Genomic DNA, 14,692 nt, shown 5'->3' on the forward strand with positions numbered 1-14,692 from the left:
CGTCGGTGGAGTGATCCCCGTCGGCGCTCCCCCGCGCGTGCAGTCGCTGCTGCGCACGGCGCCCGACGGGCCGCTGCCGGTCCTGCACCGGGGCCGCGACGCGGTCTACGTGGACGTGGCGGGCAGCTGCGTCGGGGTGGTCTCCCGCCGGGCGACCGCGGTCCCCTGCGCGCTGCGCACCGGCACCGACGCCGTCCCGCTGGCGCGCACCGCCCACCTCGACGCCGGGGTGCTGCACCTCGACGACGAGCCGCTGGCCGTCGGCCGGGTCGTCGACGTCTCCGTGCCCCGCCTGGCCACCACGTGGTCCCGGCCGGCGCCGCTGCCCGGGGTCGTCGCCGAGATGGTCGGCCGCGGAGACGGGCTGACGCCGTACGACGACGACGTGCTGTGCGGCTGGCTCGCGATCCACCGCGCGGCCGGGGTCGAGACCCCCGAGGCCGACGCCGCCGTCCGTGCCCACCTGGGCCGCACCACGCTCCTCTCCGCCACCCTGCTCGACTGCGCCATGCACGGCGAGGTGATCCCCGAGTTCGCCGCGTGGGTCGCCGACCCCTCGCGCGCCGACGCCCTCGTCGCGGTCGGCCACACCTCCGGACGCGGGTTGCTCGAGGGCGCCCGCTTCGCCCTCGACGCCCAGGAAGGCGCCGCATGACCACCCCGTCCCCCCATGGCCACGTCGAGCTGCGACCCGGCGCGTACGCCGACTCCGTGACGCTGCTCCAGGTCAGCCGGGTCGTGCAGGGGCTGCCCGGCGTGCTGGCGGCGCAGGTCGCGATGGCGACGCCGCTCAACGTCGAGGTGCTCGAGGGCATGGGCTTCGACGTGCCCGCCCAGGCCACCCCCAACGACCTGGTCGTCGCGCTGCGGGTCGAGGACGCCGACACGCTCGCCGGGGCGCTGGGCGGTGTCGACCAGGCGCTCCGCGACGCCAACCGCCGCGACAGCGGGCCGACCGAGCACGCGCCGCCGCGCACGACCGGCGCCGCGTTCCGCCGTACGCCCGAGGGCCTCGCGCTCGTCTCGGTGCCCGGTGCCAGCGCGTTCGTCGAGGCGATGGACGCGCTCGAGGCGGGCCGCGACGTGATGGTCTTCAGCGACAACGTGCCGGTCGACCAGGAGGTGGCGCTCAAGCAGTACGCCGCCGAGCGGGGCCTGCTGGTCATGGGGCCTGACTGCGGCACCGCCGTCGTCGGCGGCCTCGGCCTCGGCTTCGCCAACGTCGTCTCCCCCGGCCCGGTCGGCATCGTGGCGGCGTCCGGCACCGGCTGCCAGCAGGTGCTCGCGCTGCTCGACCACGCGGGCGTCGGGGTGACCTCGGCCCTCGGCGTCGGGGGCCGCGACCTGTCCGCCGACGTCGGCGGGCTCGCCACCCGCGAGGCGATGCGCCGCCTCGACGAGGACCCGACCGTCGAGCTGATCGTGCTGATCTCCAAGCCGCCGGCCGACGACGTGGCCGCCGCGATCCGGGCGTACGCCGGCACGCTGTCGACCCCGGTCGAGTACGCGCTGCTCGGCCCTGGCCAGCCCGACCTCACCGCCGCGACCGAGGCGGTGCTGCGCCGGCTCGGCCGCGAGGTGCCGCGGTGGCCGGTGGTCTCCACCCGCGCGCTGGAGCCGGGCAGCGGTGCCGTGCGCGGGCTCTTCGTGGGTGGCACGCTCGCCAGCGAGGCGAAGCTGATCGCCGACCGCCCGGGCAACACGTTCGTCGACTTCGGCGACGACGAGTACACGACCGGCCGGGCGCACCCGATGATCGACCCGTCGCTGCGGCTCGACCACCTCGCGCGGGCGGCGGCCGACCCGGAGACCGGCGTGCTGCTGCTCGACGTGGTGCTCGGCCACGGCGCCGAGCCGGACCCGGCCGCCGGCCTCGCGCCCGTGTTGGCCGGCATCGACAAGCCGGTCGTCGTCGCGGTCGTCGGCACCGCCGCCGACCCGCAGGGGCTCGCCCGCCAGGTCACGGCGCTCGCCGAGGCCGGCGCCGAGGTGCACCTGTCCAACGCCGCCGCCACCAGGCGCGCGCTCGAGCTCGTCGGAGGCCCCCAGTGACCGCCACGCCGTCCACCGTCGTCAACGTCGGCGCCGACCTCTTCGCCGACGCCGTCGAGGCCCAGGCGGTGCCCGCCGCCCGGGTCGACTGGCGGCCGCCGATGACCGGCACCGAGGACGACCTCGTCGCCGTCGCCGCCGACCCGCTGCGCCGGGAGGCCAACGAGCGCGCGCTGGCCGCGATGCTCGACGTCACGGCCACCCTCGTCGACGTCGCGCCGGCGTCAGAGGTGCTCGGCCTGCAACGCGGCGAGTTCCTGCACGCCGGGCCGCCAATCGGGTGGGAGCGCGCCTCCGGCCCGCTGCGCGGCGGGCTGATGGCCGGCGCCGCGCTCGAGGGACTCGTGGACGACCCCGAGGACGCCGTACCGCTCTTCGAGGCCGGCACGTCGGTCTCCCTCGAGCCGTGCCACCACCGCTCCGCCGTCGGTCCGATGGCCGGCGTCGTCACGCCGAGCATGTGGATGTTCGTGCTCGAGGACCAGGCGACCGGCCGGCGCACCTACTGCTCGCTCAACGAGGGCCTCGGCAAGGTGCTGCGGTACGGCGCCTACTCCCCCGACGTGCTCACCCGGCTGCGCTGGATGGGCGACGTGCTCGGTCCGCTGCTGCGGGCCGCCGTGCGGGGGGCGGACGACGTCGACGTCACCGGCATCCTCACCCAGATGCTGCAGATGGGCGACGAGGCGCACAACCGCAACCGGGCCGGCACGCTGATGCTGCTGCGCGACCTCTCCCCCGCGATGGTCACCTCGGGATTCGACGCGGCGGACGTGGCCCAGGCGCTCCGCTTCATCGGCGGCAACGACCACTTCTTCCTCAACCTCGCGATGCCCGCCTGCAAGCTCGCGCTCGACGCGGCGCGCGACATCGAGGGCTCGACGATGGTCGTCGCGATGGCCCGCAACGGCACCGACTTCGGCATCCAGGTCGCCGGCACCGGCGACGAGTGGTTCACCGGCCCGGCCCAGCTGGCCGACGGGCTCTACCTCGGCTCCTACGGCCCCGACGACGCCAACCCCGACATCGGCGACTCGGCGATCACCGAGACCGCCGGCATCGGCGGCTTCGCGATGGCGACGGCCCCGGCGATCGTGCGCTTCGTCGGCGGCTCGGTGCCCGACGCGCTGGCGACCACCCGGCGGATGCACGAGATCACGCTCGGCGAGAACCCGCGCTGGTCGGTGCCGGTGCTGGAGTTCCAGGGCACGCCCACGGGCATCGATGTCACCAAGGTGTGCCGCACCGGCATCCTGCCGCAGATCAACACCGGCATGGCCGGTCGCGTGGCCGGTGTCGGCCAGGTCGGCGCCGGGCTCGTCACGCCTCCCGCCGAGATCTTCCCGAAGGCGCTCGCCCGGCTCGCCGAGCTCAGCCGAGGTCGGGCGGACGCCAGAACGCCCGCTTGATGTCCACGTTGCCGTTGGGCCGCAGCGGGGTGCCCTCCTCGAGGTAGGCCTGGCGCGCCTCGCCCTGGTGGCTGGGCGGCAGCGAGCCGTCGGCCCGCACCACGCGCCACCACGGCACCGGAGCGCCGTGCCCGGCCATCACCGAGCCGACCAGCCGCGGGCCACCGCCGCCGGCGACGGCGCCGACGACCTCGGCGACCGCGCCGTACGTCGTGACGCGGCCGCGCGGGACCGCCTCGACGCACTGGAGCACCAGCTCGACGTACTGCTCGTGGTCCAGGCTCACCGGGGCTCCTTCGGCTCGGGCACGTCCATCGCGGCCGTGGCGCCCAGGATCGCCAGGCAGGCGGCCGCGAGGGCGACCACCCACACCCCGGGCTGCTCGGGCTCACCGCGCACCACCCGGGCGAGCAGCCAGGCGCCCGGCACGGTGAGCAGCACGAGCGCTCCGCGCCGCGCCCACAGCCGCAGGGTCGGCGCGTCAAGCGGCATCGCGCGGGGACCGTACGACGCGAGCAGCGCGGCCAGGTGCCCGACCGTCAGCGCGACGGCCGCCACCGCGACCGAGACCGGTATCCCGTCGCGCAGCGACAGCGTCCACCAGGCCAGCACCACCAGCCCGGCGCCGACCCCGACGGGTGAGTCGGGCGCGACGGCGGCCGCGCCGGCGAGCACGGCCACCAGCACGACCAGCCACCACGGCGGCCCGTGCCCCGCGGGACCGGTGGCGACCAGCGCGACGACGGGGCCGAGGAAGACCAGCGCGCGGAGCACGAGCTGGGAGCGCGGGGTCGAGTCGGGCGTCACCGGGACACCACCCGGGGCATCCGGGCCCGCCGGGCCAACCGGCGCAGCACGTCGTCGAGCGTGCCCGGGCCGTGCCACGGCACGACGGGGCAGCCCAGGCTGCCCAGGCGGTCGAGCACGACCGACCGCTCGATCAGCCGCATCCGCCAGGCCAGCGCAGCCACCTTCGGGTCCGCCCCCTCGGCGACCGCCGGCGCCGCCCCGGGCGGCAGGGTGTCGACCACCAGCACCGAGACGCCGCGCCGCACCAGTGTCGCGACGATCGTCCCGACCGACGGTGCGAGCATCGGCGAGAGGACGATGACGACCGCGCCCCCGGTCACGCCGAGCGTCAGCGTCTCGGCCTCGGGGAGCTCGCCGACCCGCAGGGTCGCCAGCCGGTCCCGGAGCCGGCGCAGGTGCCGCGCGCCCGCGCCGTACCCCACCTGCTCGGCGCCGCGGCCGACCACCCGGAGCGCCACCCGGTCACCGCGCCGCACGTGGTGCTCGGCGATCGCGGAGGCGGCCCGGACGGTGAGGTCCATGCTGCTGGCCGCGCCGGTGACGCCCTCGGACACCCCCTGGTCGGCGAGCGCGTCGACCACCAGCAGCACCCCGGTGTCCTCCTCCGCGCGGGTGCTGACGACGTGCAGGTCGCCGGTGCGCAGCGAGACCCGCCAGTTGATGCGGCGCAGCCGGTCTCCGGCCTGGAACGGCCGGATGTCGGCGAGCTCGGTGCCCGCTCCCGGGCGCTGCGAGCGGTTGGCGCCGACCAGCCCGAGCGGCTGCGGCGCCTCCGCTCGCGAGTCGTAGGGCGCGGTCGTCGGCAGCACCCGCAGCGGGTCGGCCGGCAGGTGGAGCGGGCCGCAGCGGAAGCCCGCCCACGGTGCGTAGAGCGCCACCTTCTCCTCCCCGGCCATCCGGATGCCCCACCGCTGCGCGCCGATCTCGACCACCGGCGGACCGTCGGCGCCGAGCAGGCGGCCGACCTGGCCGTGGCTGGGCCGCAGCGCGAGGTGCGGCGGCCGCGCGGCCGAGCGGGCGACGTACTCGACGTCCTCGACCCGGGTCAGGGTGAGCCGCGACGTGGTGCCCTGGCCCTCCGGCAGCGAGCGGTGGTCGAGGGCGGCGGCGACGGTCGGCGTCGTGCCCGGGCGGTGCACGAGCGCCACGGCCGCGAGCACGACGAAGGGCGCGGCGAGCACGACCAGCCCCGGCTCGCCGGCGACCAGCGCCAGGGCGAGACCGAGCGAGCCGAGCACGAGGGCCCGGCCCAGGGCCGCGGTCGGTCGCCAGCCGTTCATCGGTGGTGCGCGACCGTGGCGGGCGTCGGGACCTTCCCGAGGACGGCGTCGACGACCCGCCGTCCGCTCGCGTCGGTCATCCAGAGCTCGGGCCGGGTGGTGATCCGGTGCGCGAGCACGGAGCGGGCGACCGCCTTGACGTCCTCGGGCACGACGTAGTCGCGGCCGCGGAGCAGCGCGAACGCCCGCGCCGCCAGGACCAGGCCGAGCGACCCACGCGGCGAGGCACCGGTCAGCACGTCGGCGTGCTCGCGGGTCGCCACCGCGAGGTCGACGCAGTAGCGGCCCACGCTCTCGTCCACGGTGACGGTCTCGACGGCGGCCTGCATGGCGAGCAGCCCCCGCCCGTCGGTCACCTGCTCGAGCACGACGTCCTCCTGGCGGCGCTCCAGCCGCCGGGCGATCACGTCGAACTCCTGGCCGGCGGACGGGTAGCCGAAGCTCACCCGCAGCAGGAAGCGGTCCAGCTGCGCCTCGGGCAGCGGGAACGTGCCCTCGTACTCGATCGGGTTCGCGGTGGCCAGCACGTGGAACGGCGCGGGCAGCGGGAACGTCTCGCCCTCGACCGTCACCTGCCGCTCCTGCATCGCCTCGAGCAGCGCGGCCTGGGTCTTCGGGGGCGTGCGGTTGACCTCGTCGGCGAGCAGCAGGCCGGTGAAGAGCGGGCCGCGCCGGAACTCGAACTCGCCGCGTCGCTGGTCGTAGACGAACGACCCGGTGAGGTCGGCCGGCAGCAGGTCGGGGGTGAACTGGGCGCGGGTGAACTCGATCCCCAGTGCCTGGGCGAAGGACCGCGCCGCGAGCGTCTTGCCCAGTCCGGGGTAGTCCTCGAGCAGCACGTGGCCCTTGGCCAGCACGGCGGCGAGCACCTGCATCAGCGCGTCGCGCTTGCCGACGACGGCCTTCTCGACCTCGTCGAGCACGCGGGCGGCGAGCGCGGAGGCCTCGGCGACAGAGATCTGGTCGTTCACAGCTCCTCGATCCTGGTCAGGCAGCGGTCGATGTCGGCCGGCGAGAGCCGGCGGACGGGTCCGGTGAGCACCGCGGTGAGCTCGGGACCGAGCAGCTCCGCGGCGCGGGGGTCGTCACGGCGTACGCCGTGGCGCTGGTCGAGCACCTGGTCCGCGAGCACCCGGAGCCGCTCGCGCAGCGCGTGGTCGTCGGTGCGGCTGGCCAGGTGGGCGTCGATGATGCCGACGTACCCCGCGAGGCGGGCGTCGCCTCCCGCGCGCACCGACGGTCGCTCGGGCTCGAGGTCCCAGGCCGGCGCCGGGTCGGACAGCGCGTCCAGCGCGCCACCGAGCACCGCGATGCTCATCGCGACGAGCAGCGCGACCCGGAGCGGCTCCGGCCCGGCGCCGGTGAGCCGCAGCAGGACCTCGAGCAGCACGAAGAGCACGACCCCCGCCGCCGTCCGGCGCCACCAGCGGCTGCGCGTCATGCCGGGATGCCGATCGTGCGGTGGATCGCGTCGAGCGCGGCGACCGCCTCGGCCCGGTGCTCCTCGGTCAGCGCGTGCTCGGAGAAGCGGGCCTCGCGGTAGAGCGCGCCCAGCCGGGAGACGGCGGGCTGGTCGGCGTCGACGAGGTCCAGCACCCGCATCGTGTACTCCGAGGACGTCTCCCACGGCTGCCGGGCCAAGCCGGCGGCCTCGGCCTGGGTCTCGAACCGCTGCCAGCACGCGACCACCGCGTTGCCGGGCGACGCGGTGGCGAGCAGCAGGTCGCGCTGCGCAGCGGCGTCCGCCACCATCTCGCGGGCGACCGCTTCGGGCGGCGCGAGCACCGCGAACTCGTCGGCCTCCCGCTCCTCGGCCCGGTAGCGGCGGCGCTGCGTGGCCCGAGAGCTCGCCCAGCGGCCCGCGGGCAGAAGCACGTAGCGCAGCAGCAGGTAGGCGGCCGCCAGCATGACCGCGATCTGGAGCAGCAGCGCCACGAGGCGCACCCACTCGTGGGTCTCCGTCCCCGGCGGATTGGCGACCGGCACGTCGTCGCTGGTGGCCGTGACCGAGGCCGTGGGCTCCGCGCTCGGTGGGCCGGCCGGGTCGAAGCCCTCGCCGGTGAGCACGCCGTTGGGACCGCTGGTCGCCGCCCATGCCGTCAGCGCGACGACGAGCGCCGCGGCCGCTACGACGGCGGCGACCGCGACGCTCCCGGTGCGGCGCACTGTCATGCGCCGCAACCTACCGTCAGAGGACGGGGTCGAACGGCTCCGTGCCGTTGACGAGCTGCAGCCCGGCGATGCCGGAGTGCTGCTGGGCGTAGGCGAGCTCGTGGGCGAGGTCGCCGATGTTGTTCGAGGCCGGCAGCGGGGCCAGGCCGAGCGTGGAGAGCACGCCGATCGCCGTGCCGTCCGCGCTCAGGAACGCGGAGCCGGAGTCACCCGGCACGCCGGGGGTGACGGTGTAGAGCGGGTGCGACCAGCCGCCGTCGGCCGCGTCGTCGCCGAGGCTGATGCCGGTGTGCGGCGAGAGGGCGGTGATGCCGAAGCGGAGGCTGGAGTTGCCGTAGGTCCAGACGCGATCGCCGGCGGCGGTGCCGGCGGTGTCGATGCCGGTCGGGCCACCCCAGAACGGGATCGAAGGGTTGACCTTGCCGACGTCACCCGCGGCGACCTTCACGAGCGCGAGGTCGTTGTAGGCGCAGGTGTTGGCGTCGGTCTCGCCGACCTTGTCCATCGTGTCCCACGACGAGTAGGCGAGCGTGCCCGACCCGACCTGGGTGCCCTCGCTGACCAGGCTGCCGCCCTCGTTGAAGGTGACGGCGGTGCCGAGCGGGAGGGAGTCGACGTTGCAGCCGTTGGTGTCGGTCGCCTCGCCGGTGCCGGCGCAGTGGGCGGCGTACCCGACGTAGACGTTGGCGGCCGCGTCGGTGAAGACGAAGTTGCCGGTGCACTGGGCGCCCGCGGTGTACATCTGCGTGCCGGGGTGGATCTCGGCGGTGTCGGCCGGGGCCCACGTCGGCGCCGACTCGGCGGGCGTCGGGGAGACCACCATCAGCAGGGCGGCCATGATCGTGACGGTCACCGCCGCGAGGACGGAGGCAGGCTGGGATCGGGTCAGGCTCATGACCTGACAACGGCCCTCCACCGGCCGGGTTACGCGCCGGTGGAGGGCCGAGCGTCGGTCAGTACGTCGGCTGCGAGGGGTCGATCTGGTTGACCCAGGCGACCACGCCGCCCCCGACGTGCACCGCGTCGGCATAGCCGGCGCCCTTCACGATCGCCAGCGTCTCGGCCGAGCGGACCCCCGACTTGCAGTGCATGACGACCTGCTTGTCGCTGGGCAGCTTCTCCAGCGCGGAGCCGTTGAGGAACTCGCCCTTGGGGATGAGGATCGAGCCGGGGATCCGGTTGATCTCGAACTCGTTGGGCTCGCGGACGTCCACGAGGACGAAGTCGCGGGTGCCCTCCTCGCGCTCCTTGAGCATGTGCTCGAGCTGGACGACGGAGATCGTCGAGCCGGCGGCGGCCTCGGCGGCGTCGTCGGAGATCGCGCCGCAGAAGGTCTCGTAGTCGATCAGGCCGGTGACGGTGGGGTTGTCGCCGCACAGCGCGCAGTTGGGGTCCTTGCGGACGCGCAGCTTGCGGTACTCCATCTCCAGGGCGTCGTAGATCATCAGCTTGCCGACCAGCGGCTCGCCGATCCCGGTGAGCAGCTTGATCGCCTCGTTGACCTGGATCGACCCGATCGACGCGCAGAGCACGCCGAGCACGCCGCCCTCGGCGCAGCTCGGGACCATGCCCGGCGGCGGGGGCTCCGGGTAGAGGCAGCGGTAGCACGGCGCGTCGTCGGCGAGCGTCGGCGCGAAGACCGAGGCCTGGCCGTCGAAGCGGTAGATCGAGCCCCAGACGTAGGGGATCCCGAGGAAGTACGCCGCGTCGTTGACCATGTAGCGCGTCGCGAAGTTGTCGGTGCCGTCGACGATGAGGTCGTAGCCCCGGAACACGTCCATGACGTTGTCGTTGTCGAGTCGCTGCTCGTGGAGGATCACGTTGACGTAGGGGTTGGTCTCCGCGATCGACTCCTTGGCCGACTGCGCCTTCGACTTCCCGACGTCGGACTGGCCGTGGATGATCTGGCGCTGCAGGTTCGACTCGTCGACCTCGTCGAACTCCGCGATGCCGAGCGTGTGCACGCCCGCGGCGGCGAGGTAGAGCAGGGCGGGGCTGCCGAGGCCGCCTGCGCCGATGACCAGCACCTTGGCGTTCTTGAGCCGCTTCTGACCGGTCATGCCCACGTCCGGGATGATCAGGTGCCTGCTGTAGCGACGCACCTCGTCGATGGTCAGCTCGTCCGCGGGCTCCACGAGCGCGGGAAAGGACACGGCGTACTCCTGTCATGCCTGGTTGTGCCTGGTCTGTGGTCTCGTCCCTGCGAACAACGACCGGTCCTGCCATGTTCCCCCGCCGTCCGGAGCGCGGATCGCCGCGTCCCGTCATCCGGACGCGGGTGACCGGCGGGTAGTCTTCGCGGCGTGACGGCAGAGCAGTACGACGCACCGGTGCGACCTCGTGGCGCCCGGATGCCCCGGCGAGAGCGGCGCGCCCAGCTGATGGAGTCCGCGCTCGAGGTGTTCGTGGCCCAGGGCTACCACGCCGCGGCGATGGACGACATCGCCGAGCGGGCCGGTGTCTCCAAGCCCGTGCTCTACCAGCACTTCCCCGGCAAGCTCGACCTCTACCTCGCGCTGCTCGACCAGGCGTGCGACACGATCATCGCCAACTGCCGCGCCGCCCTCGACTCGACCAACGACAACAAGCAGCGGGTCGCCGCGACCATCGACGTCTTCTACGAGTACGTCGCGAGCGAGACCGGCGCCTTCCGCCTGGTGTTCGAGTCCGACCTGACCAACGAGCCGGCGGTGCGCGAGCACGTCGAGCGGGTCACCACCGAGTGCGCCGCCCTGATCGCCTTCGTGATCCACGACGACACCGGCCTGCCCGACGACGCCTCCCGGCTGCTCGCCGTCTCGCTCGTGGGAATGGCGCAGGTCAGCGCCCGGTTCTGGCTCTCGGACCCGGGCCAGATCAGCCGGCCCGACGCCACGGCGCTGGTCGCCGGCCTCGCGTGGCGCGGCATCCGCGGCTACCCCAAGACCGACGAGCACTGAGCTCGGCACTCGCCCACCCCACACGCAGCCCAGAAGCAGCATGACGAAGGAGGACCTCGTGGAGGTCAAGATCGGCGTCCAGAACGCCGCCCGTGAGCTGACCATCGACGTCGACGACGCCCCGGACACGGTCGAGAAGCAGATCGCCGACGCGGTCGCTGCCGACGGCGTGCTCACGCTCAAGGACATCAAGGGCCGCCGGTTGATCGTGCCGGTCGCCAAGCTGGCCTACGTCGAGCTCGGGCACGGCACCGCCGGCCAGGTCGGCTTCCGCTCCTAGGAGTCGAGCCCGAGCTCGGCCATCCGCTCGGCGTGCCGCTCGGTGATCCGGGTGAACATCCGGCCGATCGCGGCCAGGTCGAGGCCCGGCCGGTCGATCCCGCCGGCGAGCAGCGCCGTCAGGGAGTCGCGGTCGGCAGCGACCCGCTGGGCCTGGGTGAGCGCCTCCCCCATCAGCCGGCGTCCCCAGAGCGCGAGCCGGCCGCCCAGCCGCGGGTCGGCGGCGATCGCCGACCGCACCCGGTCGACGACGAACTCGGAGTGACCCGCCTCCTCGAGGGCGGCGACGATCAGGTCGCGGGTGCCGGCGTCCAGGTAGGCGGCGATCTCGCGGTAGAAGTCGTTGGCGAGCCCGTCGCCGACGTAGGCCTTGATCAGCCCCTCGTACCAGTCTGCGGGCGCCGTGTGCTCGTGGAAGCGGTCGATCGCGGCCTGGAAGGGCGCCATCGCAGCGAACGGGTCGGCGCCCAGCTCGGTCAGCCGGGCGTTCAGCTTCGCGAGGTGGCCGAACTCCGCGGTGGCCATCGACGCGATCGCGACCTTGTCCTCCAGGGTCGGCGCGAGCTTGGCATCCTCGACGAGCCGCTCGAAGGCGGAGATCTCGCCGTACGCGATCGCGCCGAGGAGGTCCACGACCGCCTCGCGGTACTGAGGGTCCTCGAAGGCGACTGGTGTGGATGCGGTCACGCTCGCACCCTACCGATACAGTGAACGGGTCAGAGGTCGCGCTCAACCTTCCTGGGCGGACCCGCGTATGTGCGCGGCAGGCGCTGTGAGCCCGCCGCACCGACGGCAGATCTCACGAAAGCGACAAAGACCATCACGACGTTCCGAGAGCTCGGGGTGCTCCCCGAGATTTGTGACGCGCTCGAGCGCGCCGGCATCACCACGCCCTTCGCCATCCAGGAGATGACCCTCTCCGTCGCGCTGCTGGGCACCGACCTCATCGGCCAGGCCCGCACCGGCACCGGCAAGACGCTCGCCTTCGGCATCCCGGTGCTGCAGCGCAGCGTCGCGCCGAAGGACCCCGACTACATCGAGATGCCGCAGGGCAAGCCCCAGGCGCTGATCGTCGCCCCGACCCGTGAGCTCGCGCTCCAGGTCTCCAGCGACCTCGCGCTCGCCAGCGCCGACCGTGGCCTGCGCGTCCTGACCGTCTACGGCGGCGTGGGCTACGACCAGCAGATCGACGCGCTCGCGTCCGGCGTCGACATCGTCGTCGGCACCCCCGGCCGGCTCATCGACCTGTGCAACCGCAAGGTCCTCGACATCTCCCACGTGCACGCGCTCGTGCTCGACGAGGCCGACGAGATGCTCGACCTCGGCTTCCTGCCCGACGTCGAGACCCTGCTGCGCAAGACCCCCGAGACCCGCCAGACGATGCTGTTCTCGGCGACCATGCCGTCGGCGATCGTCGCGCTCGCCCGCATGCACATGCGGCACCCGATGAACATCCGCGCCGAGTCGTCCTACGAGAACGCGACGGTCCCGGCGACCGCGCAGTTCATCTACCAGTGCCACGACCTCGACAAGCCCGAGATCATCGGCCGCATCCTGCAGGCCGAGGACGTCGAGAAGATCATCGTCTTCACGCGCACCAAGCGGCAGGCGCAGCGGGTCGCCGACGACCTCGTCGAGCGCGGCTTCAAGGCCAGCCCGCTCCACGGCGACATGGCGCAGGTCGCGCGCGAGAAGGCGCTGACCAAGTTCCGCGAGGACAAGATCCAGGTGCTCGTGGCGACCGACGTCGCCGCCCGCGGCATCGACGTCCGCGGCGTCTCGCACGTCATCAACTACACCTGCCCCGAGGACGACAAGACCTACGTCCACCGCATCGGCCGCACCGGCCGCGCGGGCGCCTCCGGCATCGCGATCACGATGGTCGACTGGGCCGACCTGCACCGCTGGAAGATGATCAACAAGGCCCTCGACCTGCCGTTCGACGCGCCGCTCGAGACCTACTCGAGCTCCGAGCACCTCTTCCACGACCAGGGCATCCCGCCGGGCACCAAGGGCCGGATCGTCGACCCCGCTCCGGTCGAGCGCAAGCCGCGTGACGACCGGGGCGACAAGGGCGAGCGGAGCAGCCGCGCGCCGCGCAACCGCGACCGGCAGCGCACCCGCACCCGCTCCGGCGAGTCGGTGGCTGCCGAGGGCGGCGACGCCGTCGCGGTGCCCGCGGCGAAGCAGGACGGCGAGACGTCCGACCGGCCGTCGGGCAGCCGCAGCCGCAACCGTCGTCGGCGCCGCCCGTCGGGCGACAAGCCGGCCGCTGCGGCCGAGTGACCCAGCGTCACCGCCTGGCCCCGGTCAGGCGGTGACGACGACCGCCGTGCCCTCGGGCGCGAAGTCCCACAGGGCGATCGCGTCCGACTCGTCCTGGCGGATGCACCCGTGCGACTGCGGCGTGCCCAGCTGCTCCTCGGACTGCAGCGGCACACCCTGCTTGGTCGGGATCGTGTGGAAGCCGATCGCCGCACCGGACGGGCCCTTCGTGAACCGGACGAAGTACTCCATCACCCCGGAGTCGTCGATGCCGACCGCCCAGCGCGACTTGCTGTAGACGTCGTAGGTCCCGGGCTGGAGGTTGTCGAGCACGCTGCCCGAGACGAGATACGTACGGCGTACCTCCTCCTCGTCGTCGACCAGCCAGACCCGCTGCGCTCCCTCGCTGAAGACCACCCGCTTGCCGGACCCGGACCCGGCCGGCAGCGCGGTCGGGTCGGCCGCCTCGCTCGGTGTCTCCACCGGGGTCGGAGAGGGCGTCGGGGTCGCCGACGGCGTCGTCGACTCCACGACCGTCCCGATGTCGGCCGCAGCCGGCGCGGGGTCGCCGCCGGACGGGAACGCGCCCATCGAGCCCAGCACCGCCACCAGCGTCACCGCGACCGACACGCCGAGGACCGCGAGCCGGCCGTAGCGAGGCCGGACGTCCGACGCGCGGTGCCTGCTCACGCCCGGCGCCCCGCTCGGGCGACCAGCGCGCCGGCCGCCTCCCGGTAGGCCTTGGCGCCCTTGCTGCTCCGGCTGGTGGCCAGGATCGAGCGGCCGGCCGCCGGAGCCTCGGCGAACTTGATCGTCTTCGGGATCGGCGGCTCGACGACGTCGAGGTCGTAGGTCTCGGCGATGGTCTCCAGCACCGCGCGGGCGTGGTTGGTGCGGCCGTCGTAGAGGGTGGGCAGCACCCCCCACACCTCGAGCCCGCGGTTGGTGAAGCGCCGCACGTCGTGGACCGTGTCGAGCAGCTGCCCGACGCCGCGGTGCGACAGCGTCTCGCACTGGAGCGGGATCAGCACGGCGTCGGCCGCGGTCAGCGCGGCGACCGTCATCACGCCGAGCGAGGGCGGGCAGTCGAGCAGCACCCAGTCGTAGGCGGTGCCGCCCTCGGCGAGGTCCTCGAGCACCGCGCGGAGCGCCTGCTCGCGGCCCGTGCGGGTGAGCAGCTCGGCCTCGGCGCGGGCCAGCTCGATCGTCGACGGCAGCAGGTCCACGCCGTCGTCGGTGGCGATGATGACCTCGGCCGCGGCGACGCCCTGCGTCAGCACCTGGTGGATCGAGACCTCGAGGTCCTCGGGGTCGATCCCGAGCGAGAACGTCAGGCAGGCCTGCGGATCGAGGTCCACGAGGAGCACCGAGTGGCCGAGCTCGGCGAGCGCGGCGCCGAGCGAGGCGACGGTGGTCGTCTTGGCGACGCCGCCCTTCTGGTTGGCGATCGCGAGCGTGGTGGTCATCGTGGCCCATCATGCCGGAC

17 protein-coding genes are annotated in these 14,692 nt (G+C 73.8%); 6 read left to right on the forward strand and 11 right to left on the reverse strand.

Annotated features, from left to right (window positions below; all coding sequences use genetic code 11):
* The first annotated feature begins 10 nt into the window (after positions 1-10).
* Genes HZF07_RS24380 through HZF07_RS24385 form a run of 3 tightly spaced genes read left to right on the forward strand, consistent with a single transcriptional unit; the run spans position 11 to position 3,461 of the window.
* Positions 11-655 (forward strand): oxamate carbamoyltransferase subunit AllH family protein, encoded by a 645-nt coding sequence (locus tag HZF07_RS24380; protein ID WP_157341119.1) that lies wholly within the window; start codon positions 11-13, stop codon positions 653-655.
* Complete coding sequence (locus HZF07_RS09270; protein WP_181644978.1) at positions 652-2,052, forward strand: FdrA family protein; 1,401 nt, start codon at positions 652-654, stop codon at positions 2,050-2,052. Before HZF07_RS24380 ends, HZF07_RS09270 begins: the two co-directional genes overlap by 4 nt.
* Positions 2,049-3,461, forward strand: coding sequence for a YlbE family protein (locus tag HZF07_RS24385; RefSeq protein ID WP_181644979.1), 1,413 nt, complete (start codon positions 2,049-2,051; stop codon positions 3,459-3,461). The genes HZF07_RS09270 and HZF07_RS24385 overlap by 4 nt, the downstream gene beginning before the upstream one ends.
* Here the strand turns inward: HZF07_RS24385 and HZF07_RS09280 are convergent.
* Genes HZF07_RS09280 through moeZ form a run of 8 tightly spaced genes read right to left on the reverse strand, consistent with a single transcriptional unit; the run spans position 3,424 to position 9,876 of the window.
* On the reverse strand, positions 3,424-3,747 hold the full coding sequence (locus HZF07_RS09280) for an MGMT family protein (RefSeq protein WP_309504675.1): 324 nt from the start codon (positions 3,745-3,747) through the stop codon (positions 3,424-3,426). The two genes, HZF07_RS24385 and HZF07_RS09280, sit on opposite strands and share 38 nt — an antisense overlap.
* On the reverse strand, positions 3,744-4,268 hold the full coding sequence (locus tag HZF07_RS09285) for a hypothetical protein (protein WP_157341120.1): 525 nt from the start codon (positions 4,266-4,268) through the stop codon (positions 3,744-3,746). Before HZF07_RS09285 ends, HZF07_RS09280 begins: the two co-directional genes overlap by 4 nt.
* Positions 4,265-5,551, reverse strand: a complete 1,287-nt coding sequence (locus HZF07_RS09290; RefSeq protein ID WP_157341122.1) for a DUF58 domain-containing protein — start codon at positions 5,549-5,551, stop codon at positions 4,265-4,267. Before HZF07_RS09290 ends, HZF07_RS09285 begins: the two co-directional genes overlap by 4 nt.
* Positions 5,548-6,522 carry an AAA family ATPase gene (locus HZF07_RS09295; RefSeq protein ID WP_181644980.1) on the reverse strand — a complete coding sequence of 325 codons (975 nt, stop codon included), beginning with the start codon at positions 6,520-6,522 and terminating at the stop codon, positions 5,548-5,550. Before HZF07_RS09295 ends, HZF07_RS09290 begins: the two co-directional genes overlap by 4 nt.
* On the reverse strand, positions 6,519-6,992 hold the full coding sequence (locus HZF07_RS09300) for a hypothetical protein (RefSeq protein ID WP_157341124.1): 474 nt from the start codon (positions 6,990-6,992) through the stop codon (positions 6,519-6,521). Before HZF07_RS09300 ends, HZF07_RS09295 begins: the two co-directional genes overlap by 4 nt.
* Positions 6,989-7,723: a DUF4129 domain-containing protein gene (locus HZF07_RS09305; RefSeq protein WP_157341126.1), complete on the reverse strand. Its 735-nt coding sequence runs from the start codon at positions 7,721-7,723 to the stop codon at positions 6,989-6,991. Before HZF07_RS09305 ends, HZF07_RS09300 begins: the two co-directional genes overlap by 4 nt.
* A 16-nt stretch (positions 7,724-7,739) precedes the next feature.
* The gene (locus HZF07_RS09310; protein WP_157341128.1) at positions 7,740-8,618 is read right to left on the reverse strand and encodes a hypothetical protein; all 879 of its coding nucleotides are present in this window, start codon (positions 8,616-8,618) and stop codon (positions 7,740-7,742) included.
* Positions 8,619-8,676: 58 nt separating this feature from the next.
* Positions 8,677-9,876, reverse strand: a complete 1,200-nt coding sequence (gene moeZ, locus HZF07_RS09315) for an adenylyltransferase/sulfurtransferase MoeZ (RefSeq protein WP_181644981.1) — start codon at positions 9,874-9,876, stop codon at positions 8,677-8,679.
* 198 nt (positions 9,877-10,074) lie between these two features.
* On the opposite strand from moeZ, the gene HZF07_RS09320 reads away from it, so the two are divergent.
* Both HZF07_RS09320 and HZF07_RS09325 read left to right on the forward strand, forming a co-directional pair.
* Entirely contained in the window at positions 10,075-10,662 is a 588-nt protein-coding gene (locus HZF07_RS09320; RefSeq protein ID WP_157344903.1) for a TetR/AcrR family transcriptional regulator, read from the forward strand.
* 40 nt (positions 10,663-10,702) lie between these two features.
* The gene (locus tag HZF07_RS09325; protein WP_157341130.1) at positions 10,703-10,942 is read left to right on the forward strand and encodes a DUF3107 domain-containing protein; all 240 of its coding nucleotides are present in this window, start codon (positions 10,703-10,705) and stop codon (positions 10,940-10,942) included.
* Here the strand turns inward: HZF07_RS09325 and HZF07_RS09330 are convergent.
* Complete coding sequence (locus HZF07_RS09330; RefSeq protein ID WP_181644982.1) at positions 10,939-11,628, reverse strand: ferritin-like fold-containing protein; 690 nt, start codon at positions 11,626-11,628, stop codon at positions 10,939-10,941. The two genes, HZF07_RS09325 and HZF07_RS09330, sit on opposite strands and share 4 nt — an antisense overlap.
* Positions 11,629-11,697: 69 nt before the next feature.
* Between HZF07_RS09330 and HZF07_RS09335 the strand changes: the two genes are divergently transcribed.
* Complete coding sequence (locus tag HZF07_RS09335) at positions 11,698-13,227, forward strand: DEAD/DEAH box helicase (protein ID WP_396954804.1); 1,530 nt, start codon at positions 11,698-11,700, stop codon at positions 13,225-13,227.
* Between the two features lie 24 nt (positions 13,228-13,251).
* Here the strand turns inward: HZF07_RS09335 and HZF07_RS09340 are convergent, their stop codons facing one another.
* The gene (locus tag HZF07_RS09340) at positions 13,252-13,896 is read right to left on the reverse strand and encodes a L,D-transpeptidase (protein ID WP_157341132.1); all 645 of its coding nucleotides are present in this window, start codon (positions 13,894-13,896) and stop codon (positions 13,252-13,254) included.
* Positions 13,893-14,672: a ParA family protein gene (locus tag HZF07_RS09345; protein ID WP_157341134.1), complete on the reverse strand. Its 780-nt coding sequence runs from the start codon at positions 14,670-14,672 to the stop codon at positions 13,893-13,895. Before HZF07_RS09345 ends, HZF07_RS09340 begins: the two co-directional genes overlap by 4 nt.
* Between the last annotated feature and the right edge of the window lie 20 nt (positions 14,673-14,692).

The organism is Nocardioides agri (genome assembly GCF_013778305.1).
Lineage (GTDB): Bacteria > Actinomycetota > Actinomycetes > Propionibacteriales > Nocardioidaceae > Nocardioides > Nocardioides agri.

Excerpts from the sequence above, each read along its gene's own strand:
- HZF07_RS09320 (WP_157344903.1), top strand. The coding sequence starts at position 10,075 with ATGCCCCGGCGAGAGCGGCGCGCCCAGCTGATGGAGTCCGCGCTCGAG.
- HZF07_RS09290 (WP_157341122.1), bottom strand. The coding sequence starts at position 5,551 with ATGAACGGCTGGCGACCGACCGCGGCCCTGGGCCGGGCCCTCGTGCTC.
- HZF07_RS09345 (WP_157341134.1), bottom strand. The coding sequence starts at position 14,672 with ATGACCACCACGCTCGCGATCGCCAACCAGAAGGGCGGCGTCGCCAAG.
- HZF07_RS09310 (WP_157341128.1), bottom strand. The coding sequence starts at position 8,618 with ATGAGCCTGACCCGATCCCAGCCTGCCTCCGTCCTCGCGGCGGTGACC.
- HZF07_RS09305 (WP_157341126.1), bottom strand. The coding sequence starts at position 7,723 with ATGACAGTGCGCCGCACCGGGAGCGTCGCGGTCGCCGCCGTCGTAGCG.
- HZF07_RS09300 (WP_157341124.1), bottom strand. The coding sequence starts at position 6,992 with ATGACGCGCAGCCGCTGGTGGCGCCGGACGGCGGCGGGGGTCGTGCTC.
- HZF07_RS09325 (WP_157341130.1), top strand. The coding sequence starts at position 10,703 with ATGACGAAGGAGGACCTCGTGGAGGTCAAGATCGGCGTCCAGAACGCC.
- HZF07_RS09270 (WP_181644978.1), top strand. The coding sequence starts at position 652 with ATGACCACCCCGTCCCCCCATGGCCACGTCGAGCTGCGACCCGGCGCG.